The 20,676-nt window shown below is 52.1% G+C and carries 12 protein-coding genes; 2 read left to right on the forward strand and 10 right to left on the reverse strand.

Annotated features, from left to right (window positions below):
• Nucleotides 1–130: 130 nt before the first annotated feature.
• The 10 genes from FHT67_RS17070 to FHT67_RS17115 all read right to left on the reverse strand — a co-directional run bounded on the left by FHT67_RS17070 (nt 131) and on the right by FHT67_RS17115 (nt 13,426).
• Entirely contained in the window at nt 131–1,015 is an 885-nt protein-coding gene (locus FHT67_RS17070) for an ADP-ribosylglycohydrolase family protein (RefSeq protein WP_167200110.1), read from the reverse strand.
• Nucleotides 1,016–1,035: 20 nt separating this feature from the next.
• Nucleotides 1,036–2,037 carry an AAA family ATPase gene (locus FHT67_RS17075; protein WP_167200113.1) on the reverse strand — a complete coding sequence of 334 codons (1,002 nt, stop codon included), beginning with the start codon at nt 2,035–2,037 and terminating at the stop codon, nt 1,036–1,038.
• The gene (pnuC, locus tag FHT67_RS17080) at nt 2,027–2,701 is read right to left on the reverse strand and encodes a nicotinamide riboside transporter PnuC (protein WP_167200116.1); all 675 of its coding nucleotides are present in this window, start codon (nt 2,699–2,701) and stop codon (nt 2,027–2,029) included. The genes FHT67_RS17075 and pnuC overlap by 11 nt, the downstream gene beginning before the upstream one ends.
• Before the next feature lie 82 nt (nt 2,702–2,783).
• Nucleotides 2,784–3,554 carry an NUDIX domain-containing protein gene (locus FHT67_RS17085; protein WP_167200118.1) on the reverse strand — a complete coding sequence of 257 codons (771 nt, stop codon included), beginning with the start codon at nt 3,552–3,554 and terminating at the stop codon, nt 2,784–2,786.
• 160 nt (nt 3,555–3,714) lie between these two features.
• Entirely contained in the window at nt 3,715–4,164 is a 450-nt protein-coding gene (locus FHT67_RS17090) for a GNAT family N-acetyltransferase (RefSeq protein ID WP_167200121.1), read from the reverse strand.
• 149 nt (nt 4,165–4,313) lie between these two features.
• Entirely contained in the window at nt 4,314–10,190 is a 5,877-nt protein-coding gene (locus tag FHT67_RS17095) for a DUF3320 domain-containing protein (protein WP_167200123.1), read from the reverse strand.
• A gap of 193 nt (nt 10,191–10,383) precedes the next feature.
• Nucleotides 10,384–11,040, reverse strand: a complete 657-nt coding sequence (locus FHT67_RS17100; RefSeq protein WP_167200163.1) for a M48 family metallopeptidase — start codon at nt 11,038–11,040, stop codon at nt 10,384–10,386.
• 57 nt (nt 11,041–11,097) lie between these two features.
• Complete coding sequence (locus FHT67_RS17105) at nt 11,098–11,553, reverse strand: SRPBCC family protein (RefSeq protein WP_167200166.1); 456 nt, start codon at nt 11,551–11,553, stop codon at nt 11,098–11,100.
• A 207-nt stretch (nt 11,554–11,760) separates the two neighbouring features.
• Nucleotides 11,761–12,672, reverse strand: a complete 912-nt coding sequence (locus FHT67_RS17110) for a formylglycine-generating enzyme family protein (RefSeq protein WP_167200169.1) — start codon at nt 12,670–12,672, stop codon at nt 11,761–11,763.
• A gap of 118 nt (nt 12,673–12,790) precedes the next feature.
• Nucleotides 12,791–13,426, reverse strand: coding sequence for a glycoside hydrolase family 11 protein (locus tag FHT67_RS17115; RefSeq protein ID WP_132307645.1), 636 nt, complete (start codon nt 13,424–13,426; stop codon nt 12,791–12,793).
• A gap of 452 nt (nt 13,427–13,878) precedes the next feature.
• Here FHT67_RS17115 and FHT67_RS17120 point away from each other — a divergent pair, with 452 nt between their 5' ends.
• Complete coding sequence (locus FHT67_RS17120; RefSeq protein ID WP_167200172.1) at nt 13,879–19,959, forward strand: S-layer homology domain-containing protein; 6,081 nt, start codon at nt 13,879–13,881, stop codon at nt 19,957–19,959.
• A 159-nt stretch (nt 19,960–20,118) separates the two neighbouring features.
• On the forward strand, nt 20,119–20,532 hold the full coding sequence (locus FHT67_RS17125) for a very short patch repair endonuclease (RefSeq protein WP_347880102.1): 414 nt from the start codon (nt 20,119–20,121) through the stop codon (nt 20,530–20,532).
• Nucleotides 20,533–20,676 lie beyond the last annotated feature (144 nt).

The raw sequence follows: 20,676 nt of genomic DNA on the forward strand, positions 1-20,676 counted from the left end.
ATATCCATTCTGATGAGCGTTTTCCCCTTACTACCTGCTGCAAGCAGCTGCCCTAATTAAACGAAAAGAAGCTCCCAAGATCATCTATGATGACCTATTGGAAGCCCCTAATCATGCAATTACCTATCGCCTATAGCTTCTTACTTTCTCGCAATGCGAGAAGTGCGTCTCCCAACTCCGCGAGTTCCTGTCTCAGCAGGATTTTCTCCGTATACTTGGACGGAATCCCGTCGTATCCCCAGCAGATACCGGCAAGTCCGCCTGCGATGGCGCCAATCGTATCCGAGTCGCCGCCTTTGTTCGCCGCACGCTGCACCACATCCCCGAAGCTCTCCGCCGCAAGCAGATGATGGACAACCCATTCCATCGTGTGGACAACAAACCCGTCCGGCGGAGATACCGGTGCTGCACCGTTTAACAGCCGTTCATAACGGGTTCCGGTTGTTTCGGCTCGGATAGCCGAAGCCAGCTGTTCCCCTTTCAGCAGTCGAGCGGCAATCCGGTTATAAATGAGACAAGCCTCCGCAGCCAACGGATCCTCATGCGTCATCTCCGACTGGCGGCGGGTTACCTCTTCCATTAACGCCGCATCCTTATACGCTAGGGCAATTGGCAAACAACGCATCAACGTGCCGTTCCCCGCCGTTTTTCCGTTCAGCAGCACGCCCGCCTTTCGGGCCGCCTCCGGCCAGCTTCCGGCATAGAGACCCAACACCGTTCGGATGATATTCCCGATATCTTTCGGATGGGTAGCCTTCCAAGCCATAAAATACTCCCCGATCGCCTCAATCGGATCAAGCGGATTGCGCAAAATACCTCTCGCTACCGCGATGGTCATCGCCGTATCGTCCGTAATCTCTCCGGCCTCAAGCCCCCAGACGCCTCCGCCAACGATTTCCTCCAGCCAGCCATGCTTGCGCCGGATTTCCGTTTCGCTCATAAACTCGGTTGTTCCGCCCAGCGCATCGCCAACCGCAACCCCAAACAAACCGCCAAGAATTCGATTTCGCATCATCGCAACACCCCCATCCATTCCTATGGATTTCTGTATTTCTCATAGCGCCCTAGAACGGCTTTTACCTGCCGCACCCTCTCCTCCAAGCTGCCGCGAAGCGGGATAAAAGGAATTTTACGCTCAATCAGATCCGCCACAATCTGCTTCTGAAAAATAGCCCTGTTCACCTCACCCGAGCGGTCCGGCGTATCGTCATACGGAATATCATCCTCGCATAGGAAGACGAGATCATACCGCGAGGCGCAGCGGACCGCCATCTCCTCCAGCTTGGGATGAGCCTTGCCATGATAATAGAGCGAGAACATGTAAGTCGTAATCGCATTGGTATCTACGAATAGCACATCCTTTGCCTCGGGCAGCAAGCGCTCCTCCCGCTCCAGATGCCCCTCCGCAATCTCGACTAGCTGCTCCAGCGTCAAACGGCGCTCGATCTGATGCTCCTCCCAATATTCCCGGCCGTACTCGGGCATCCAGACCGTCTGCAGCTCTTCGGCCATCCGGGCGGCCAGCGTTGTTTTACCGGTAGACGGGGCTCCGAGGAAAACGGCATTTGTGATGAGATCCCGATAAACGACCGGAGCTACCAGGCTTTTATTTTCGAACAAAGCCTCTCTAACCTTGGTCCCGGATACGGGAAACGTCTCCCGGAGCGGATCGACCTGACGATTAACCGCCCCAAGCGCTTCGCTCATATGCTCGCCGTAGAATTCGCTGGAGTAGAAATGAGTTACCTTCCGGCCGCCAAGAAGGCCCAAAATATAATTCTCCTGTATACGCTTGATCTCGGGCGTATCCCCGCTGTCCGACGGACCGTCCCAAGCTTCCAGCACTTCAACGGCGGGATACAGCTCGCGAATCCAGCGTGCCCGAACCGATAACGGCACCGGGGTCACCTCGGGGCTGTCGTAAATAACGACAATCAGATGGTCGACTTCACGCAGCGCCGTCTCCACCACATGCTGGTGTCCGCGGTGAAACGGGGCAAACTTGCCCAGCGTCAGCCCGACTTTTTCAGCCGACATACGTGTTCACCTCATCCTGCTGCGACTGTACAGCTGTAGTTCTCCGCGCATATTCCCGCTTCCACTCCACAAGCCCCATAATCGCAATGCCGAGAAAAATAACATACAAGAACGAAGTCGCGTACAGCTCCTTGTAGAAATACATGCCAATCGATAGAACGTCAACTACAATCCAGAAGTACCAGCTTTGCAGAATTTTGTACGAGAGCAGGAATTGGGCGACAAGGCTTAATGTAGCGATAAAAGCATCTAGATAAGGAATAGACGCATCGGTATAACGCTCAAGAACGTAGCCCCACACCACTGTGAAAACAATCAGGAACCCAATTAGCAGCGCAGCCATCCGTGTAGTCCAGGTGCGAGTTGGCCGAACGGCCGCCCCTTCGCGTTTGGTCATCCATACGACCCAGCCATAGATGCTAAGCACGAAAAAGAACACCTGCAGCGTCATATCCGCATACAGCTTCACATCTAGGAACATATAGAAGAAGCAAGCTACGTTGACCAGACTAATCGGCCAAGTCCACAGCTTCTCCTTCGCGGTCAGCCATACAGCGGCCAGCCCGGTAGTTGTAGCCGCAATCTCAATGGCACTCGACGATGTAAAATAAGCGACCGCCAGGATCGCCGCAAGCAATCCCAGCATCGATAGATTTTGCTTCATAAGAATCTCCTCCTAAAATGAATTGTCACCTAAATGGCCATATTCTGGCCGCTTGTGATGATTCATACTTCGTAAGCATTCATTAACTATAAATCGAAAGCTCCGGCACAAAGCCGGTAAAACGGTACAGCTGCGCCGCACGCTGCGAATACTGATTAGACTGCTTCAGACTTCCGTCCGCGTGGCGGACTTCCTCAATGAGACCCTTGCGGCTTTGCGTAGACGTCACCTTGCGGATAAAGTTCTTCTCCTCGAACGCTGGCACAACCGTCTGAATGATCTGATACAGCTCTCCGATCGTAAATTCCTCCGGCAAAAACTCCTTGGCGATTGGCTCGGTCACCATCTGCTGCTGTATCCGCCGGTAAGCGTCACGGATAATATCGTGATGGTCAAAAGCCAGATCCATCTCGAGCGCTTCGCTTAGCGAGAATAGCTGCACATCCTCCGCATCGTCCGATGCCCGCCGGTCTCGCAGGTAACGTTCATTGACGAGCGCGCAAAATGCATGGCTGATCATCCAGCCCCGAGGGTCGCGACCGGGCTTGCTGTACACCTTCAGAAGCTCCATGCGCACACGCTCGACACCGGCTTCCTCCTTCAGCTCCCGGATTGCGCATTCCTCCACCGTCTCCGTCTCCCGGGTAAACCCGCCCGGCAACGCCCACTGGCCTGCAAATGGCCACACTTTCCGCCGAATGAGCAATACCTGAAGCTCCCTGTTAGGGAGTGTTTTTTTTGCCGTCTCTTTCTCTTGAGAGGTTATCGTAAAAATAACAATATCCGTAGGCGCACCGTCCGGAGTCCGATAGTTGCTGGCGGAATAATTCGTTTCGTTTTCGTTTAAGTTCAAGAGCGCTGAACCTCCCTCGGTATTTCATATTATCATTTTGATAATATCAATATGACATAATAAAAAGAAATGTTCAAGTACTTTCTTGGAAAGCGATCATGTTGGTTTCTCGACAAAATAAAACCGCCTTTACGTAGGCGGTTCATTTACGAACATAAGTTTAGTCGTTGAATTTTTTTATATAATTTTTTTGATCCTTTGTAAACCTATAGCCACGTCTCTCATAGAACCTGTGAGCGTGTATTCGACTTGGGTGGGATAATAGCTTAATCCCGGAAAATCCATTGTCCTGCCCCCACTGTTCAAGGCGATCAATCAAGGTGCTTCCTATCCCCTGATTCCTATAACCTTCCTTAACAACAAGTCCCAGAATGTTTACTAAAGAGTCGGAAAAAAGTAATTCATATGGACTTCCGTGAATATATCCGATTACCTCGGCGTCTTGTTCATAAACAAATATGATATCTTTCGTGTTCTTTATTATGATTTCAATCTTAGCTCTTACTTTCTCTTCAGAAAATGCACGTAGATTGGAGTTGAAGTCTTGATTTAGCAAATAAATATCTTGGTAATCAGATACCCTAATTTCCCTGACATACATTTCTTCCATACTTGGATGCCTCAATTCTTTGAGATTATTACAACCATCACCAATTCGATGCCGTATTCCCGTATTCCTTGCTATTTAGAACTATCGTACATCATCCAAAAAAGAAATGACCGCCATACGAGAGCCGTATGCGGTCATTTCCTTACGCCTTATTTCAGAACAATCCGTTCCTGTTCATCGGACTGCACGTAATCGAGCTCAATGGCTTTCTGTATGCCACTCCGGATTACCCGGTCAAGAGCATTGCCTGATCTTGCGTAGCCGAGTTGCTTCACAACCTGCTTGATCAAATCCTCTTGCGGCAGACTGATTTGCGCAGCAAGCACTGCCTTCACCGCGGCTGCGACTTCCTCCGCAGGCAGCTCCTCCGCCGCCCGCCTTGCTTCTTCCGTCGCAACCCGGTACCGGTCGTAGCCGGAAGGCTCGCTGCCTTCCGGCCAGTAGAAGACAGCCCCGTCCGAGACCGTCTCCACAGGCTTAAGCCGTACAATCAGATCGGCGAGGCGCTGATCAAGCTTAGCTCCAAGACGGGTTATGCCCCAAGCCTGCAGCACCCGCTTCGCCAGCAAACTGCGGCTGATTGGCCCTTCCTCGCGGATAACCTGCCTGATCTGTCCAAGGATCAGCTCCGTCGATGCGGGAGAATAGAAAAGGTCTGTTCCAAGCGAGACCGGCTCAAGCTGGCACGGTATATACGAAAGCGACGAATCCTGCTTACCTGTCTCCTCAATCGCTGCGGGTTCTTCCGAAGCTTCCGGAACCTCTGCAGCATCCACAGGAGCCGGCTCGGAATGAATCGTCACGACAGGTTTAGAAAAAGAAAGCCTTTCCGCCACAAGCGTTTGTTCCTTGGCTTGCTCAATCGCACCGACCACCTGTCGAATTACGTTATCCTTGTTCTCCCACCACTCCGGACTCCATACCCGGACTAGCTTCCAGCCAAGCTGCTCCAGCACCTGCTCGCGTAAAATATCCCTGTCGCGGGCGGCCTCCGCATCCCGGTACATCGGTCCGTCCAGCAAAATACCAAGCACATATTGCCCTTTATTCACCGGATCAAGCACCCCGAGATCAATCCGGTAGCCCGACGCGCCTACATGCTGCTCCGTTTCATAACCAAGAGCCTTCAGTTCGTCAGCCAGGCTGCGGTGTAGATTGGACACCAGCGAGATTTGCTCGGAGGCCGCGCTCGCCGGAAGCGCGCGCTGGCCTTTTTCCGCGTAATCCAGGAAGGCTTTGAGGCCAAGCACCCCTTGCGCGCTGATCCGGCTTGCATTCAAATGATGAGACATTAACGTCGAGTAGACCAGCATCTCGTATCTCGCACGGGATACGGCAACGTTCAGACGGCGCCAGCCGCCCTGTCGGTTCAGCGGTCCAAAGTTCAGATTGACCTTGCCGGAAGCATCCGGACCGTAGCCAACGGAGAACAGAATGACATCCCGTTCATCCCCCTGCACGTTCTCCAGGTTTTTCACAAAGACGGGCTCCGGCAGCTGCGCAAATAACAGATCGAGCTCCTGATCCTGCTTCATCGCTTCCTCGAGCAAATCCTCGATCAAGGTCTGCTGCACGGAGCTGAACGTCACCACGCCAATACTGCGCTGGCGCAAGACCGGATCCTTCACTCTGCGGATCATTTCCGCTACAACCGCTTCGCCCTCCGCCCGGTTCTGCTTCGAACGTCCGCGGTCATAATAGCCTTCGATCGGTATAAGAGTCACGCTGGAGACCGGCTCATCCGGAGACGGGAAGGTCATCAGCTTGTTCTCGTAATAATGAGCGTTGCTGAAGGCAATCAGGCTCTCATGCCGGCTTCGGTAATGCCAGGTGAGATGCCGCTCCGGCATGCCAAGCGCCAGACAGTCATCCAGAATGCTTTCCATGTCCTGCAGCGCTTCTTCCTCGTCCGTTTCGTTCGAATTTTTCGAGAAGAAGCTTGTCGGAGGCAGCTGCTTCGGATCGCCTACGATAACGGCTTGATGCCCTCTCGCGAGCGCTCCAACCGCCTGGGCCGTCGGTACCTGGGATGCTTCGTCAAAAATAACCAGATCAAACTTGGCGCCATTCGGATCCAAATACTGCGCGACCGAAATCGGACTCATCAGCATGCAGGGCGTCAGTCTTGGCAGCAGATTCGGGATGGACTCGAACAGCTTGCGAATCGAAAGATTCCGTCCGCCGCTGCGAATGGCCCTCTGCAAAATCCCTGCCTCGGAGCTTTGCGCGGCTTCCACCGTCATTTGCGGGATTTTGGCGGATAAACGTGCCGCAATCTCCTGCTGGGTTAAGCTCAAATACTGCTGATCCGCGGCTCTGAACCGCTCGATCGTATCCTCGAATAATTTGCCCGAGAAGGCTTGCAGGCTTTGATCCCTTGCAATCATGTAGTTGGCAATCGATTTGTACAGCCCTCTCTCATAAGCGGCAATCAGCTGGGCATTAGAAACCTGCCCTTCCTCATACGGCGTAATAAGAGACGACAACCCGGCTTCCACCGCTTCCGTGCGCACTCTGCGCCATGTGCTCCATTCGCGCAGCCGGTCGATATGGGCGGACCATAGCTTCGCTTTGTCCGCGATATAGACCAGCCACTCCCCTGCGGTCTCCGATGTCCGCAGCTTCTCGAACGGAATGCTCAGCAGTCTGCCTAGCTCTAGCTCATCCGCCTTGATCCGTTGATCAAGGATTCCGATTCCTTGCAGGAGGGTGAACAGAGCCTGATCATGACGGCCATCCAGAAGGACATCCGCCATTTGCTGTCTCGGGGAATGAGCCGCGGTCCGGCTGCCGGACCATTGAACAAGCGTTGCTTGCAGCTTTTCTACCCAATCGCAGGCACTAGCAAGCTCCTCCCATTTGCCATCCTCCGCATCCGCCCATGCCTGACCGAGATATGGAACTACGGTCGCTTTCATCGCCTTCAGCCTCTGCTCTTCTTCCTGCCAGGCAGTTAATTCCACGAGAGCGGGTTTGACCTGATCCTTAGAGAAGGAAGAGGCGTTAGCCGTAAGACCCTTCAGCTTTTTAAAAATACGCTTTTGCCCCGACCATTTCGGCAGGAACCATTGCAGCTCCGTTCGGTCCCATTCCGCTAGAACCGACTTTGCGTCCAGCGCGGCAACCTCCGTGGTGAAACTGGCGAATACCTTCGCCCGGAGCTGGTCCCTGCGCTTGCCTTGCTCGGCCGTTGCCCTCACCTGCGCCCCAGCCTCTTCGATATCCTTAGCCTGTAGGAAGGCCGGCTTCATCTCGGGAACCCGGCTCGCCAGCTCGCAGAGCTGCATTAAAAGCTGAAGCTGCTGGTAGCTGAGACTTTCCGTATTCACATTCAGCTTCAGACGTCCCGCAGCCTGACTCACGGCTTCACGCAGCTGAGCCAGCATCGGAATATATCGCTTCAGCACCTGATCGGCTTCCGATTTGATCGCTTGCGAGTAGGTAGTAAGCTCGGCATCTCTTAATGGATGAAGATGCGGCTCTCCGCAATCCGCTCCCGCAATTTGCAGGCGTGCCGCGAGATCCTTCCAGAGGATGAGCTTTGCCGGGGTTAAGGCTTCTATGGAAGCATCGTCGAAACGCACGACAGCCGGAGCTTCTCCCGCCTGCTCGTACCCGGCTATCGCTTCGAATAAAGTCAGGCCGAAGGGATACTTGCGGTGAAGGGCCGATACATAACCGTTCAGCTCGTTCCTGAGCTGGAACAGACGGTCCGCCTGGCTGCTCCAGGAATCGGGTGCCGGAATTTTTTTCGCCTCAATAGCGGCAGCTAATTGATCCAGGACGGATTTTTTCGTGCTTTTATTCGAATGCAATTCCAGGCAAAACGGACCAAGCCCAATCTGCTCCAAACGGCGCTGCACGACGGACAAAGCCGCCATTTTCTCCGCGACGAACAAGACCCGTTTCCCTTGCGCCAGCGCATTGGCAATCATATTGGTAATGGTCTGGGATTTACCGGTTCCCGGAGGACCATGCAGGACAAAGCTTTGGCCGCCTGCCGCCGCGCGCACCGCCGTTAGCTGCGAGGAATCCGCGCTGATCGGAATGGATAACCGGGTAGGGTGATCCAGATCCAGCGGAGTCGTCTCCTCCGGCTGCTCCTCCCACTTCAACCGGCCTTCCATCAGACTGGCTACGATTTTATTGCGGGCAAGCTTATCGGCATGCGTACGGATATCGTTCCACATGACGAATTGACCAAAGGAGAACAAGCCCAGATAGGCGGTCTCCTCCACATCCCACCTTGGCACCTGAATCAGCGCATGCCGGAACACATGGAATACCTGCTTCAGGGCAATGCCTTTCTCGTCGCGAGGCAAAGGATCCAGCCCGTCAATGCCGATGCCGTAATCCTGCTTCAGCATTTCCAGCAGCGTAATGTTCATCTGCGGCTCTTCGTCTCTTGCCCGGATGACATAGCCTTGACGCGAGGACTTCCGGATAATATCGACCGGAATCAAAGCGATTGGCGCGTAACGCGGCAGCTCGCTGACCGGCGTCTCATACCATTTCAACAGGCCAAGTGCCAGATACAGGGTATTGGCCCCATTTTCCTCAAGGGAGACTCGGGCCGAACGGTACAGATGCACCATCCGTCTCTCCAGCTCCACCGCATCCAGATCGACGCGCAGACGCTTCCGGTTAAATTCCTCTCTCAGAAGCTGAGCCAGCGGGTGGTCGCTGTTAATGCTCTGGTACAAATCCGCATTCCGGCCGTTGTTCTGCCAGTCATTCGGCTTCGCTAGCAGCTGGAATTCCTCGCCGTCAGCGAGTGCGTCCTCCAAATCTCCTAACTGAGCCGTAATGACCGGAATACTCGACTTGGACAAACGGAAGTTCAGAAGCGAATTCCGGAGCGTCAGATCGAGCAGCCTGCGTTCCCATAACTTCTGGCGAGGAGATTGCGACAATGCATCCACTTCGAGCGGTTTATCAAAAACGTCAACCAGCTCAGGCGCCGCCGCATCCGTCTCGCCAGGTGCCGCCGCTTGCGGCTCCACAATCCAGCCTTCCGGCGTAGCCGTCCGAATCGGCAGCGGGCGTACCGCCGCGGCGCGGGCTCTTCGAATATCCAGCACGCAGTCGAACTGGTCGGGATCCTGCAGATGTTTTTCCGCTAACCCAACCGCTTGATCAAAGCTTATCGTCTCGCCCTCCACAAAAGCCGTAGCCTCCACCACGCAGATCTGGTTCATTCCCGCCGCGATCCGCTTCGTGAGAACGGAGATGTCATCCTGCACGCTTTCCGCGAAGGTCTCCTCCTCCAGCCATAAGCCGGAGAACGCATGCCCCTTCGTGAAGACGAGCAGCGGATGCAGCCCAACCGCTTCCAGACAGGCCGTGTAAAGAAGGGACAGGTCCAGGCAATTCCCCATGCGGTGCGTAAAGACCGTCTCCGGCAGACGTACGCGCTGACCAACAACCTCAAAGCTTGGAGGCGCTACGTTATACGCGATTTTCCGGTTCTGCAAAGCCGCGTAGATTGCCGCCGCTTGCATGCGCACCTTATTCGGATCCTTGCTCTGATAAGCGGTGAACGAGGAGCTGCCGGTCCATTTGGCTAGAATATCCGCGGCTTCCCGGACGACCTGCGCAATATGGTGATGGTTCGGCATGACAAAAGCAGCCGTCAGCTCCGGCAGCACGGCAAGCCCGCTCCACTCGTCGAAGGCTAATACGGCTATCGTCCCGCGCTCGCGGCAGACCTCCGAATCCCCTTGAAGCACCTGCAAAGTAAGCGTCCCGGTGAGCCGTTCGGACAAATTAGCCAGATAAGACGCCGACATCTGCAGGTTGACCGTTCCGAGATTCAGCGATTGGCCGGCAGGCAGCAGGCTGTAGCTTTTGCTCCACTCGTAAGCAAACTCCGGCTCCGCCGTAATCCGCACCGTAAAGTTAGTAAGATCTTCTTCGGTATGATTATGTATTTCTATACTTCTTACGACCGGCACATGATTTTGCTGGATGCCGTAATTGACAATCTCGCTGTAGGACCAGTCGCAGGATAAACGCGTAGGATTCAAAGGCTTCGAACCTCCTTGCTATTCAGTTTCTATCAAATGCTGTCAATAGATTTAATATAGCACTAAAGGATCATCATTTCTGCTAAATTCGACATAAAAAAGAGAGAGATTCCTCTCTCTCTTTTTTAAACAGATCGCTCCAATATTATACTGACGCATAGCCGATTTCATGTCTATGGATAAAACCTGCCAATTACAGCGTCATCACCTGCCCGTAACGGGCCAGATACGCTTCCTTGTCCTTGTAGTCGGGCATGATGCTTCCGAGCAGACGCCAGAAGGAACGGTCATGGTTCATATGCGTAAGATGGCAGAGCTCATGGATAATGACGTAATCAATCACTTCAACCGGAGCCATCGCGAGGCGGTAGTTAAAGGTCAGCTTTTTGCTGGAGCTGCAGCTCCCCCATTTGGTCGCCGATTCGACAATGTCAATCGACTTAGGTCTGACCTTCAGCTTCTCCTGATAAGGCTTGATCCGTTCCGCTATAACCTTCTTGCAGCTGGCAAAATAGAACCTCCGGAGATTCAGCCGCAGCTCCTCTTCCGATAAACCCTCCGTCTCGATCAATTCATGGAGAGAATAATACTTGCCGAGGTGAAGGAACTTCCCTTCGTCCTCATATTCCTTTGTCTTTGGCGTTATAGCTTGCGCTCTCGCAATGGCCTGCAGCCGGCTCACGATTTCTTTTTCATGCTGCTTCACAGCCCGCTCAATCACTTCGTCGCTTGTATCGTTAGGAGCCTTAATCGTAATATGCCCCATCGAATCCATCTGGAGATACAGCTTCTTCCTCACGCCATAGAGGACGTTAACGTCTATCGTGTAATTGTCTAACTGAACCTTCATAGTCACCATCGTTCCCGCAAAATAAATTCTAATTTGTGTTTGAGTAGATATACTCGGCTATATCGTAACGGCGCGCAGCGTTGTTCCCGTCTCCAGCAGGCTTTTTAAATTACTCAGAATGGCCGGCCAGCCATTGTTGATCCCTTCAAAAGTATCTTCCTTCTCAACAATGTCTGACGGGGCAAGACCTTCGTGTTTAAGCTTTAGCTTTACTGTAGAATCCAGCGGCGTTAATTCGAAGGTTACCTTCTGCGGTTCATCACGAACCGTTTTGTCAGCTGCATAGGTCCAGGTAAAAGAAAGCAGCCGATACGGCTCGCATTTCAGGATAATCCCGTAATCCGTTACCTCTTCGTTCCTTGAGTAAGTAATGCTCGAGCCTTCCTTCCAGTCGGACTGAATGCGGCTGCCAAAAAAATATCTCGTCGTATATGCGCTGCTCGTCAAAGCTTCCCATAGCTTTTCCGGTGTCGTGGCAATGTAAAGGGTATAAGCAAAGGTAGTCTCCGTCATTAGTTATCCTCCCGATTTCAAACTTCGCTGACAGCGATTAAATAGATCTTTTCTTGGAAGCAACCGCGTGGAAGAACCATCTCCTTTTAACGCTCCTTTATAGTGTATCAAATAATAAAGCACACCACATCAGCCGCTTGTTCTACTCGAACAGCGCTTCTGATGCAATGTGCTTTTATTCGTGTTGACGGTATGTCTACACACCATCTATTCCCCGCGAACCAATCGGAAGCCTTGATCCGGCCCAAAGCCGTTAGGCTCGAACTTGCCCCGGAAGGCCGACACGGCGCTGCCGATATCGCCTATCCAGCCGCCGCCCTTGACGACCCGCATAGCGCCTTGCGGTACATCCTGCCCCACGTACCAGTCCCAGCACCATTCCCGTACATTCCCCGTCATATCGTATAAGCCTAATTCATTAGGCTTCTTAATGCCGATCGTTTTGGTCGCATCGTGGTTGTTCTCTATCGCAGGCCAGGTCCAGTCTCCTTCTAGATACTTGTCTCCGGCGTTTCTCCAATACCAAGCGACTTCGTTCACGTTATTGCTTCCGCTGTAGGTGAAGCTTTCGCTCTTCTGCCCTCCGCTTGCGGCATATTCCCATTCTGCCTCCGTCGGCAACCGGTACCCGTTAGCGCCTTCGTTAATCGTAACCGTCCATTTGAGCTGGTCATGCTCGCTTTTGTTATTCGGGTCCTTCGTGTTCTTGTCCACGCTGTAATAAGGTTTGAGTCCTTCCTTCACGCTTCTCGCATTGCAATATTCAATGACGTCGTACCAGCTGACCATCTCGACCGGCAGTTTGCCGCCGTTAAACTGGGAGGGGTTGCTTCCCATTACGTTAACCCACTCTTCCTGCGTGACCTCGTATTTGCCGATATAGAAGTCCGGGAGCTTCGTGTCTTTCCCGTAATAGCTCGACTTCTTATTGGCGAAGGCTCCGCCCTTCACCAGCACAAAGCTATCATCCTTGTTATTCTCCGGCTTGGCGGAAGACTGAACCACGGCCTCCGCTTGAGCAGGCTGATTCTGCGCATTTTTGTCCGGCTGCGGCTCCTCCGTGCAAGCGCTGACCATGACTAGTGCTGTTAATAGAGAGCAGACAATAAGCTTTCTCATCGGTTGATCTCCTTTGAGCATTCGAAATAGAGAAGGCCGCCGTCAGGGAGACCGGCCGGCCTTGGCTCTTTTTTTCCTATGGTAAGAAGCATTCAGGCTCTCTTAGTAACTTATTAGCTTACCACACCGTTACGTTCGAGCTGCCGCTGCTTTGATAGCCTTCCGTCGCGAGGACCTGGTAGGACCAGCTGCTGCCCAGGTTCATGCCTTTGCTTTTCCAAGCGTTAACGTGGTTAGCGAAGGTAATGGCAACGTTGCTGCCGGTTGCTCTCTTCGATTGGCGGACGCTCCAGTATTGCGTGAAGGTAGCCGTTCCATCAATGGATGGCGCGTTGACGCGTTGAGCGGTATAGATATCGTAAGTGCCGCCGTCGCTGCTCACAGTCCCTTTATAAGTACCGGTAGGCCGGTATGTACCCCAGCTGTCTACCACGTAATATTCGATCAGGGAATTTCTAGTCCATCCGTAGAGAGTCAGATAACCGTTGCCATTAGGCGCCCATACGCCTGCATTGTAGTTAATAACACGGGAAGCAGAGCCGGTAGTCCAGCCTTTACCTACAACGAAGTTGCCGGTATTCGACCAATTCACGCTGTAGTTGCCGCCGGAGCCGTTAACCGCGTTCACCGTTCCGCCGCCGTCCGTCCAGTTCTGCCAGTAGTCTGTTGCCGCATTTGCCGTTGCCGCGAATAAACCGATACTCATGGATGCTGCCAGTACTGCTGTCATAACTTTCTTTTTCAACTTAAACATAATCTACCTCCTGGGATTTTGTTATGGCTTGTCACAACATTGTACCTACGACTTAACTTGAATCATCTCAGCGCGTTGATTCTCTATGAAGTAGATTGTTATTGTGTCTGACCCTCTCTGCTAAGCTCGGCTGCCACCTCCTTCTGAACAAGATTATAGATAGAAAACGCTTTCATCATAAGGAACAAATTAAAGGGTTATCCCCCTTGGATTTAACTTGTATGCAAGTATTTTTTATTTTTTGAGCACTTTCGCAAGAAGTAAAGATAGTTCCATTACATGTAAAATTAATTGGATGAATACGCTTCCAAACTTTCCTATAATAAAGCGGCGTAATCGAATACGGAAAGGGGGAACATCCGCGAGCCGTTGCATGGCAGACGCATTCACCATCGCATCTTAGACGAGACATCTTGCAGCATGACCATCGTCCATTAAGGAGTGAGCAGGTAATGAAGATAAGCAATCCGCTTCAAAAAAGCCTTTCTTTTATTCTAGCGCTTGTTCTTGCTATACCACTAATCTCCCCTGCCCCGGCTGCTGCCGCCGAATCGGCGCCAACCGTGGTTACCATTGACGGCGACGCCGCCGATACGAACCCTGCCAATACGTTCAAAGGCTACGGCCTTGTGTCCGCCAATAATACATCCCGCCTGCTGCTGGATTATAAGGAAGAGCATCCCGACCAGTACTGGGAAATGATGAATCTGTTATTTAATCAGGACACCGGCGCTGGCATCAACGATATTAAGATCGAGATGGGCAACGACTCCAACACCTCCTCCGGCACCGAGCCCGCCACCAAGCGGTCTGCCGACGAAGAAGCCAATGTCCGCCGCGGTGCCGGTTATCTATTCGCTGCCGATGCCAAAACCATCAATCCCGACATAAAAGTCAGCATCCTCCGCTGGACGCAGCCAGGCTGGGTACAGCCCTGGAGCGACGGCAATACCGACCCTTCCCAACCCGCTACATTAGCCGCCTACGAGAGAATGTACAAATGGTACAAGGATACCGCCATTGCCATTCATGACACCTACGGCTACGACCTCGACTACATTAACCCGGACCGCAACGAGACCGGCACTCCCAACGTCAACTTCATCAAGTGGTTCGCAAACCGCATGCGCGGCGACGCGGAATTCCCTAACTACGACAAGATCAAGATTATCGCTTCCGACGAAAATACTTCCCTCAACATTCCGACCCGGATGCTCGCAGATCCGGATCTGATGAATGCCGTGGATGTGATGGCTTATCACTATAACATGGCAACCAGCGCCGACTACCTGAAGGTCAACGAGCAGAACCAGAAGGAGGTCTGGTACAGCGAAGGCGTTGCGCCTCAGACGTTCGCCAAGTACCGGGCCAACTCGGATGAAAAATTCGGCGGCGTCGCCAGCGCGCTGGACGTGGCCGGCCGCTTCATCGGCATGTACACGCAGGGCAAACGGACGCATTACATGTTCCAGCCCGCGATTGGCGCTTTCTACAGCGGCGCTCCGTACAGCAGCAAGGAGCTGATCGGCGCCAGAGATCCATGGTCCGGCTATTATGTGCCAGACGTGGGTATACAGACGGTCATGCAATTTACGCAATTCGCCGCCAATGACTGGATGTACATTCCGAACGCAAGCCTTGGCGTAATCGGCAGCCGCGGCAACAGCGAGATGGACGGCAACGCGGCCGGAGCGGAATATAACCGCCTTGCTTTTGTCAGCCCAGATAAGAAGGACTTCTCCGTCGTCATGGTTAATGACAGCGACCGGGTGGCCGAATACCAATTCGACGTGAAGAAAAATATCGCAAACGCCGGCAGCCCGCTTCAGGTCTGGGAAACACGCGGCGCCGACGCCGGGCAAGCTTATGACGCCAACTGGTACAAACAGCTTGCTAACCTTGCTTCAACCGATAATGGTGACGTGTATTCGTATACCCTTACGGTCAAACCGCATTCCATGGTCAGCGTGACAAGCACGACGGTAAACCCGAATACGAGCAATCCGCGCACGCCATACACGCGTAATAACGATATTCCGGAGCAGTCCGTGCTGGACGTTGACGGAAGCAATCCGGCCGTCTTGTACGAGGATGATTTCGAATACGCCAATTATCCGGCGGACAGCAATGGCCTCAGCTACATCGAGCGCCGCGGCGGCACGCCTCGTTATACCGCCGACCAAGGCGGTGCCTTCGAGGTGTATCCGGGCATCGGCCAAGACGGTTCTAACGGCATGAAGCAGATGATTTACTCCGGCAACAAGCCGGGCACTTGGGCAACGACGCCATTCTCCTATACGGTACTTGGCGATGAACGCTGGGCGAACTATGAGACCTCCGTCGATTTCAAGATGGATCAGGACCCAACGCATACCGGAGACAACTACGTCGCGATTGGCATGCGCCACAAGCTAAACGGCACTACCTCCGATTCGGAATCCGGCTATAAATTCCGGGTTTATGCGGATGGCACATGGCGCTTGATCCGCTTGACCGCAACGGTTGCAAGCGGCACTTTAACAGGGTTCGATGCTTCCAAATGGCATCGTATCTCAATTAAGGGAGCCAGCCAATTCATTACTGCATCCCTTGACGGCAAGGTTGTAACAACCTACAACGACACGGCCAGCGGGGCTCCGCTCTCCGGTCAGGTGATGATTCAAACGAGCCTGCAGCAATCCGTCTTCGATAACCTGAAGGTTGAGGCGGTTAACGGTTATGTGCCTTATGCAACGGAGCGGGTCGATGATCTGGATTCCCGCGTGACTTACCATGAAGGCAGCTTCCCGTGGTCGCATAGCTTGTCCGGCGGTGCAGGCCGGTTGAACCGGACCATCTCCACCAGCGGAACAAGCATTATGTTCAGCAGCACCTCCAAGACCGAAGGTACGTTGAACCGTTGGTATATGGTGAAGAACGAAGGCAATACCGCAGCATGGAGCTCGAACAGCACCAATGCATGGGCCGGCGAGACGGGCAGCTATGCCTCCCTCACCTTTAACGGGACCGGCATTTCCGTATACGGCCAAGGGCAAGGCACCAACGCGGTTGTCCGGATGGACGTGTACTTGGACGATTTTGGAACGGGCTATAATCATGACGCTTCGAAGAGAGTCGTTACGAGCAAAGCCTATGCCAACAACAGCAGCAGCCAGCTTATCTACCAGATCAGCGGACTTGCGCCAGGCGTGCATAATGTCAAAATCGTCAAAACCGCCGCGGCATCCGGCAGTGGCAACTACCTTTCCATTGAGAAAGCCGTCGTAACCGCCGATGCAGCGGATCCGACTTCTTTTGAACTGCCGTTTACGGGCAGCGGCTTCCGTCTCGTAGGCGATACCGGAGCGGCAACCATTGATGTTGCTGTAGACGACAAGCTTGTAGGAACGAACATTGCTATTCCTGCCGCCTCGGTCAATCGGACGGATACTTATTCCTATGAAGGCTTAAGCTATGGCCCTCATACGCTGAAGGTCTCCGTGAAGGACGGCAGCTTCTCCATCGATGCGATCGATATTTTGGGAGAGGTGTACGGAACGGTATCCAAGGCTGCTCTTGCGGATTTCATCACCGAGGTTAGCGGATATGAGGAAGCGGATTACATGCCAACGGAATGGGGAGCTTTTACGGCGGCAATAGAGGCTGCGCAAGCGGTTCTTGCCGACGAAGCGGCTACGCAATATAAAGTAGACCTTGCCTTGAACAAATTGAAGGATGCTTCCACCGCCCTCAAGCTCCGGACACAACCGGTTGCCGTCACGGGAACGTATCCAACCATTATCGCAACCCAATCCGGGCAAGCCGTCATAGGACTTCCAGATACCGTAAAAGTCACGCTTGCGGACGGAACAACGGATGCGGACGCAGCAGTTCGTTGGCTGAACAACACGCCGGAGCGCTTCAATACGCCATACTCCAGCGTACAAGTAACCGGCGAGATTATAGGCGGGAACAATCTGTCCATTAACGTGCAGGTCGAAGTTGTTCCTGACAACCTGGTCTATTTCCTTGATCCAGGAGTATCGGACAACACAACAACGCCACCGTATAGTGCCATCAAAGCTTTAGTAGGCGATGTCCTGCTTAATGCGGCAGCCGACCAACCTTCTACCGGCGATACTGTCTGGGGACATACGCCTTCCGATGCGAACTATAAGTATAAGGCTATTTCGGGAGCAGTCGTTGCAACGGATAAAAGCCAAACAGGAATTTATGGTTCCGACACCATGAACAACCCGATCGGCTACGTCCTTCCGTTAACCGCTGGCGACTATACCCTTACTTCCTTCCATCGCGACTGGTGGAATAACACGAACCGGACGATGGATATTACCCTGAGCTACAAGGATGCCGACAACAACGTTGTCACACTACCTGTACGTACCGGTCTTATCGCTGGACCTGACGGCACAACGGTGACCTATGATTTTACCCTGCCTATCGACAGCACGGTCACATATTCCATCAACAACACGTATACCGGCAATCAAGCGGCATTGATCAGCTATCTTGGTGTTGCGAAACGGGTTGCGGACCCTGCGGATGTTCAGGCTCTCGAGACTGCTAAGAGCATTATTGAAGCGGGTAATTATACTGTCAAAAAGGTAACAGCAAACTCGGAGGATGAAGTGAAAGCATGGCTCGCGGATGCGATCCAAGACTTGGAGGGCTTGAGCGCAACCGGCGCTTCCGTTGATGGCATTACGCTAGACACCTTCCAAGCTGCAACCGAAGATAACAACGGCAGCTTCAGCTTTACCGTTCAATTGTCGAAGGGGCTTGCGAAGCAATCGGCAGCTTCTGAGGGGGTTATTGCAGCAAAAGATACCGTTAAACCAGTAATCTCCTTAAACGGTGATGCGGTCGTTAACCTGCCAATCGGTGCCGAATATACCGATGCGGGCGCTACCGCGTTGGATGAATGGGATGGTGATCTTACTGGAAGTGTTGTTACGACGATTACGAACGACGTCAATGACGGAACTACACTGGATACTTCCGTAGCCGGTACTTACACCTTCCACTACAACGTGAGTGATGCTGCCGGTAATGCAGCGGATGAAGTGACTAGAACCGTTGTTGTGAGCGAGGATCCGGATACGGTTAAGCCGGTTATCACGTTGCTTGGCGATGCCACTGTTAATCTGGCGAATGGTGCTAGCTATACAGATGCTGGGGCTACTGCATCTGACGACCGGGATGGCGATATTACCGGCCAAATTGTGAGGACCATTACTAATAACGTCAATAACGGCACAACGCTGGATACTTCCGTCGCTGGCACTTACACCTTCCACTACAAGGTATCTGATGCTGCCGGTAATGCTGCCGATGAAGCAACTAGAACGGTTATTGTAGCGGAGCGGGTACAGCCGCCAGTCGTAACCAATCCAACGCCGTCTGAACCTCCTATTCCTGCAACAACACAAGTTCTGACGAGTGCAGATCTGCAAAATGCGGTTTCGGGTACGATTACCGTCACTATAGCGGATGGTAAGAATACCGTTCAGTTCCCAAGCAATGTTGTTCAGCTTATGGGCGACAATACCCTGAAGCTTGTTATGGATGGCATGACCATTTCGTTTGCGAAGAATGATCTGTCGGGAATCATGGGAGCTGTAACAGGTGCTCAAGCATCTGGGGCGAAAATCAGCTTCTCTGCTGTTCAGGTGCCGAACGGTGAAGTGAATAGTCTGATTAACAACCAGGCTGTTAATGGTACTGTGAATCTGACAACAGCAGGCACTGTCTATGACTTCAGCTTGTCGGTTATCGGGGCAGATGGAATTGCAGTGCCAGTATCAGCATTTGAGAAGCCATTGAAGCTTACGTTCACCGTTGATCCAAACGCGAATCCTGATCTTCTTGGTGTGTACTACATCGCAGCAGACGGAGCTTTGCAATATGTTGGTGGAACTTTAGAGAATGGACAGATGACGGCTTATGTTAAGCATTTCTCGCAATATGCTGTGCTGGAATACGACAAGTCGTTCACCGATGTCAGCCCAGCCTTCTGGGCACATGATGTCATTCAGCAAATGGCTGCTAGGCATATTGTGACAGGAATTAGCGATACCCTGTTTAATCCGGAAGGCAATGTTACTCGAGCTGAATTTGCTGCAATGATCGCACGTGCTCTAGGCCTTGAAGATGTTGATGGATCAGTAAGCTTCCTCGACGTGAAAGCCGATGCTTGGTACGCTGGGTATATTGGAGCGGTTAGCAAGGCAGGTATCGTGATGGGGCGCAGCTCCAATACGTTTGCACCGAACGATGCTATTACCCGGGAAGAAATGGTCGTTATGACCGTTCGGGCTTATGAGTATGTGAAGGGTGAACAGGCGGATGTCGCGAATGGTGCTGCAACATTCGTGGATGGCAGCAGCATCAGTGCTTGGGCACAGGATGCAGCAGGCCTTGCGCAGGAACTTGGCTTGATTAATGGCCGTGACAATAATATGTTTGCTCCGCAGGCGCTTATGACCCGCGCAGAAGGCGCGCAGGTTATAGGGAATTTGATTAGTCTTTTATAAAAACTAAAACAAGATGCTATTTCCCCAGGGAAGTGGCATCTTGTTTTTATGCTACGTAGATAAAGCTGCTTCAATTAAAAACTCTCAACTTTTATCGTGTAGTATAGTATATTCAAAGAACAGAACAGAACATACGTTCTCTATTTGTGTACTAAGGAGGTGTTCGAAGTTAACAAGACTGATAATAGAAGAAAGCTAATGGGAAAAATAAAAAGTAAGAACACTAAATTAGAACAATCTGTATCTAAAGCTCTTTGGAAATACGGCTTTAGATTTCGGAAAAATGTTCTTTCGTTGTACGGGAGACCTGATATAGCAATAAAAAAGTATAAATTAGTCATTTTTATTGATTCTTGTTTCTGGCATGGATGTGAACGGCATTTTAAGTTGCCATCTAAGAATTCAGATTATTGGAAGAAAAAAATAAATCGTAACGTGGAAAGAGATATAGAAGTTACGGAATACTACATGAATAATAATTGGAATTTAATTAGAGTTTGGGAACATGATCTTAAAGTTAATTTTGAGTTAATTATCAGTCAAATTTGCGTGATCATTTTGAAGGCTAAATAAGTCCGTTCAATAATCCCCCGGTCTTCAATATAGATCGGTCAATCTAGTTCAAAGAGAATGCGTGCTGCGCATTATCCACCACATAAGGAGACGCATTGACACTCGTTTGACTTTTAAGTTTTTAAATCGACATTGTATGCAACG

This window comes from Paenibacillus sp. BK720, from assembly GCF_011761545.1.
Classification (GTDB): domain Bacteria; phylum Bacillota; class Bacilli; order Paenibacillales; family Paenibacillaceae; genus Pristimantibacillus.

Excerpts from the sequence above, each read along its gene's own strand:
- pnuC (WP_167200116.1), bottom strand. The coding sequence starts at position 2,701 with ATGAAGCAAAATCTATCGATGCTGGGATTGCTTGCGGCGATCCTGGCG.
- FHT67_RS17110 (WP_167200169.1), bottom strand. The coding sequence starts at position 12,672 with ATGAGAAAGCTTATTGTCTGCTCTCTATTAACAGCACTAGTCATGGTC.
- FHT67_RS17070 (WP_167200110.1), bottom strand. The coding sequence starts at position 1,015 with ATGATGCGAAATCGAATTCTTGGCGGTTTGTTTGGGGTTGCGGTTGGC.
- FHT67_RS17120 (WP_167200172.1), top strand. The coding sequence starts at position 13,879 with ATGAAGATAAGCAATCCGCTTCAAAAAAGCCTTTCTTTTATTCTAGCG.
- FHT67_RS17105 (WP_167200166.1), bottom strand. The coding sequence starts at position 11,553 with ATGACGGAGACTACCTTTGCTTATACCCTTTACATTGCCACGACACCG.
- FHT67_RS17115 (WP_132307645.1), bottom strand. The coding sequence starts at position 13,426 with ATGTTTAAGTTGAAAAAGAAAGTTATGACAGCAGTACTGGCAGCATCC.
- FHT67_RS17075 (WP_167200113.1), bottom strand. The coding sequence starts at position 2,037 with ATGTCGGCTGAAAAAGTCGGGCTGACGCTGGGCAAGTTTGCCCCGTTT.
- FHT67_RS17100 (WP_167200163.1), bottom strand. The coding sequence starts at position 11,040 with ATGAAGGTTCAGTTAGACAATTACACGATAGACGTTAACGTCCTCTAT.
- FHT67_RS17090 (WP_167200121.1), bottom strand. The coding sequence starts at position 4,164 with ATGGAAGAAATGTATGTCAGGGAAATTAGGGTATCTGATTACCAAGAT.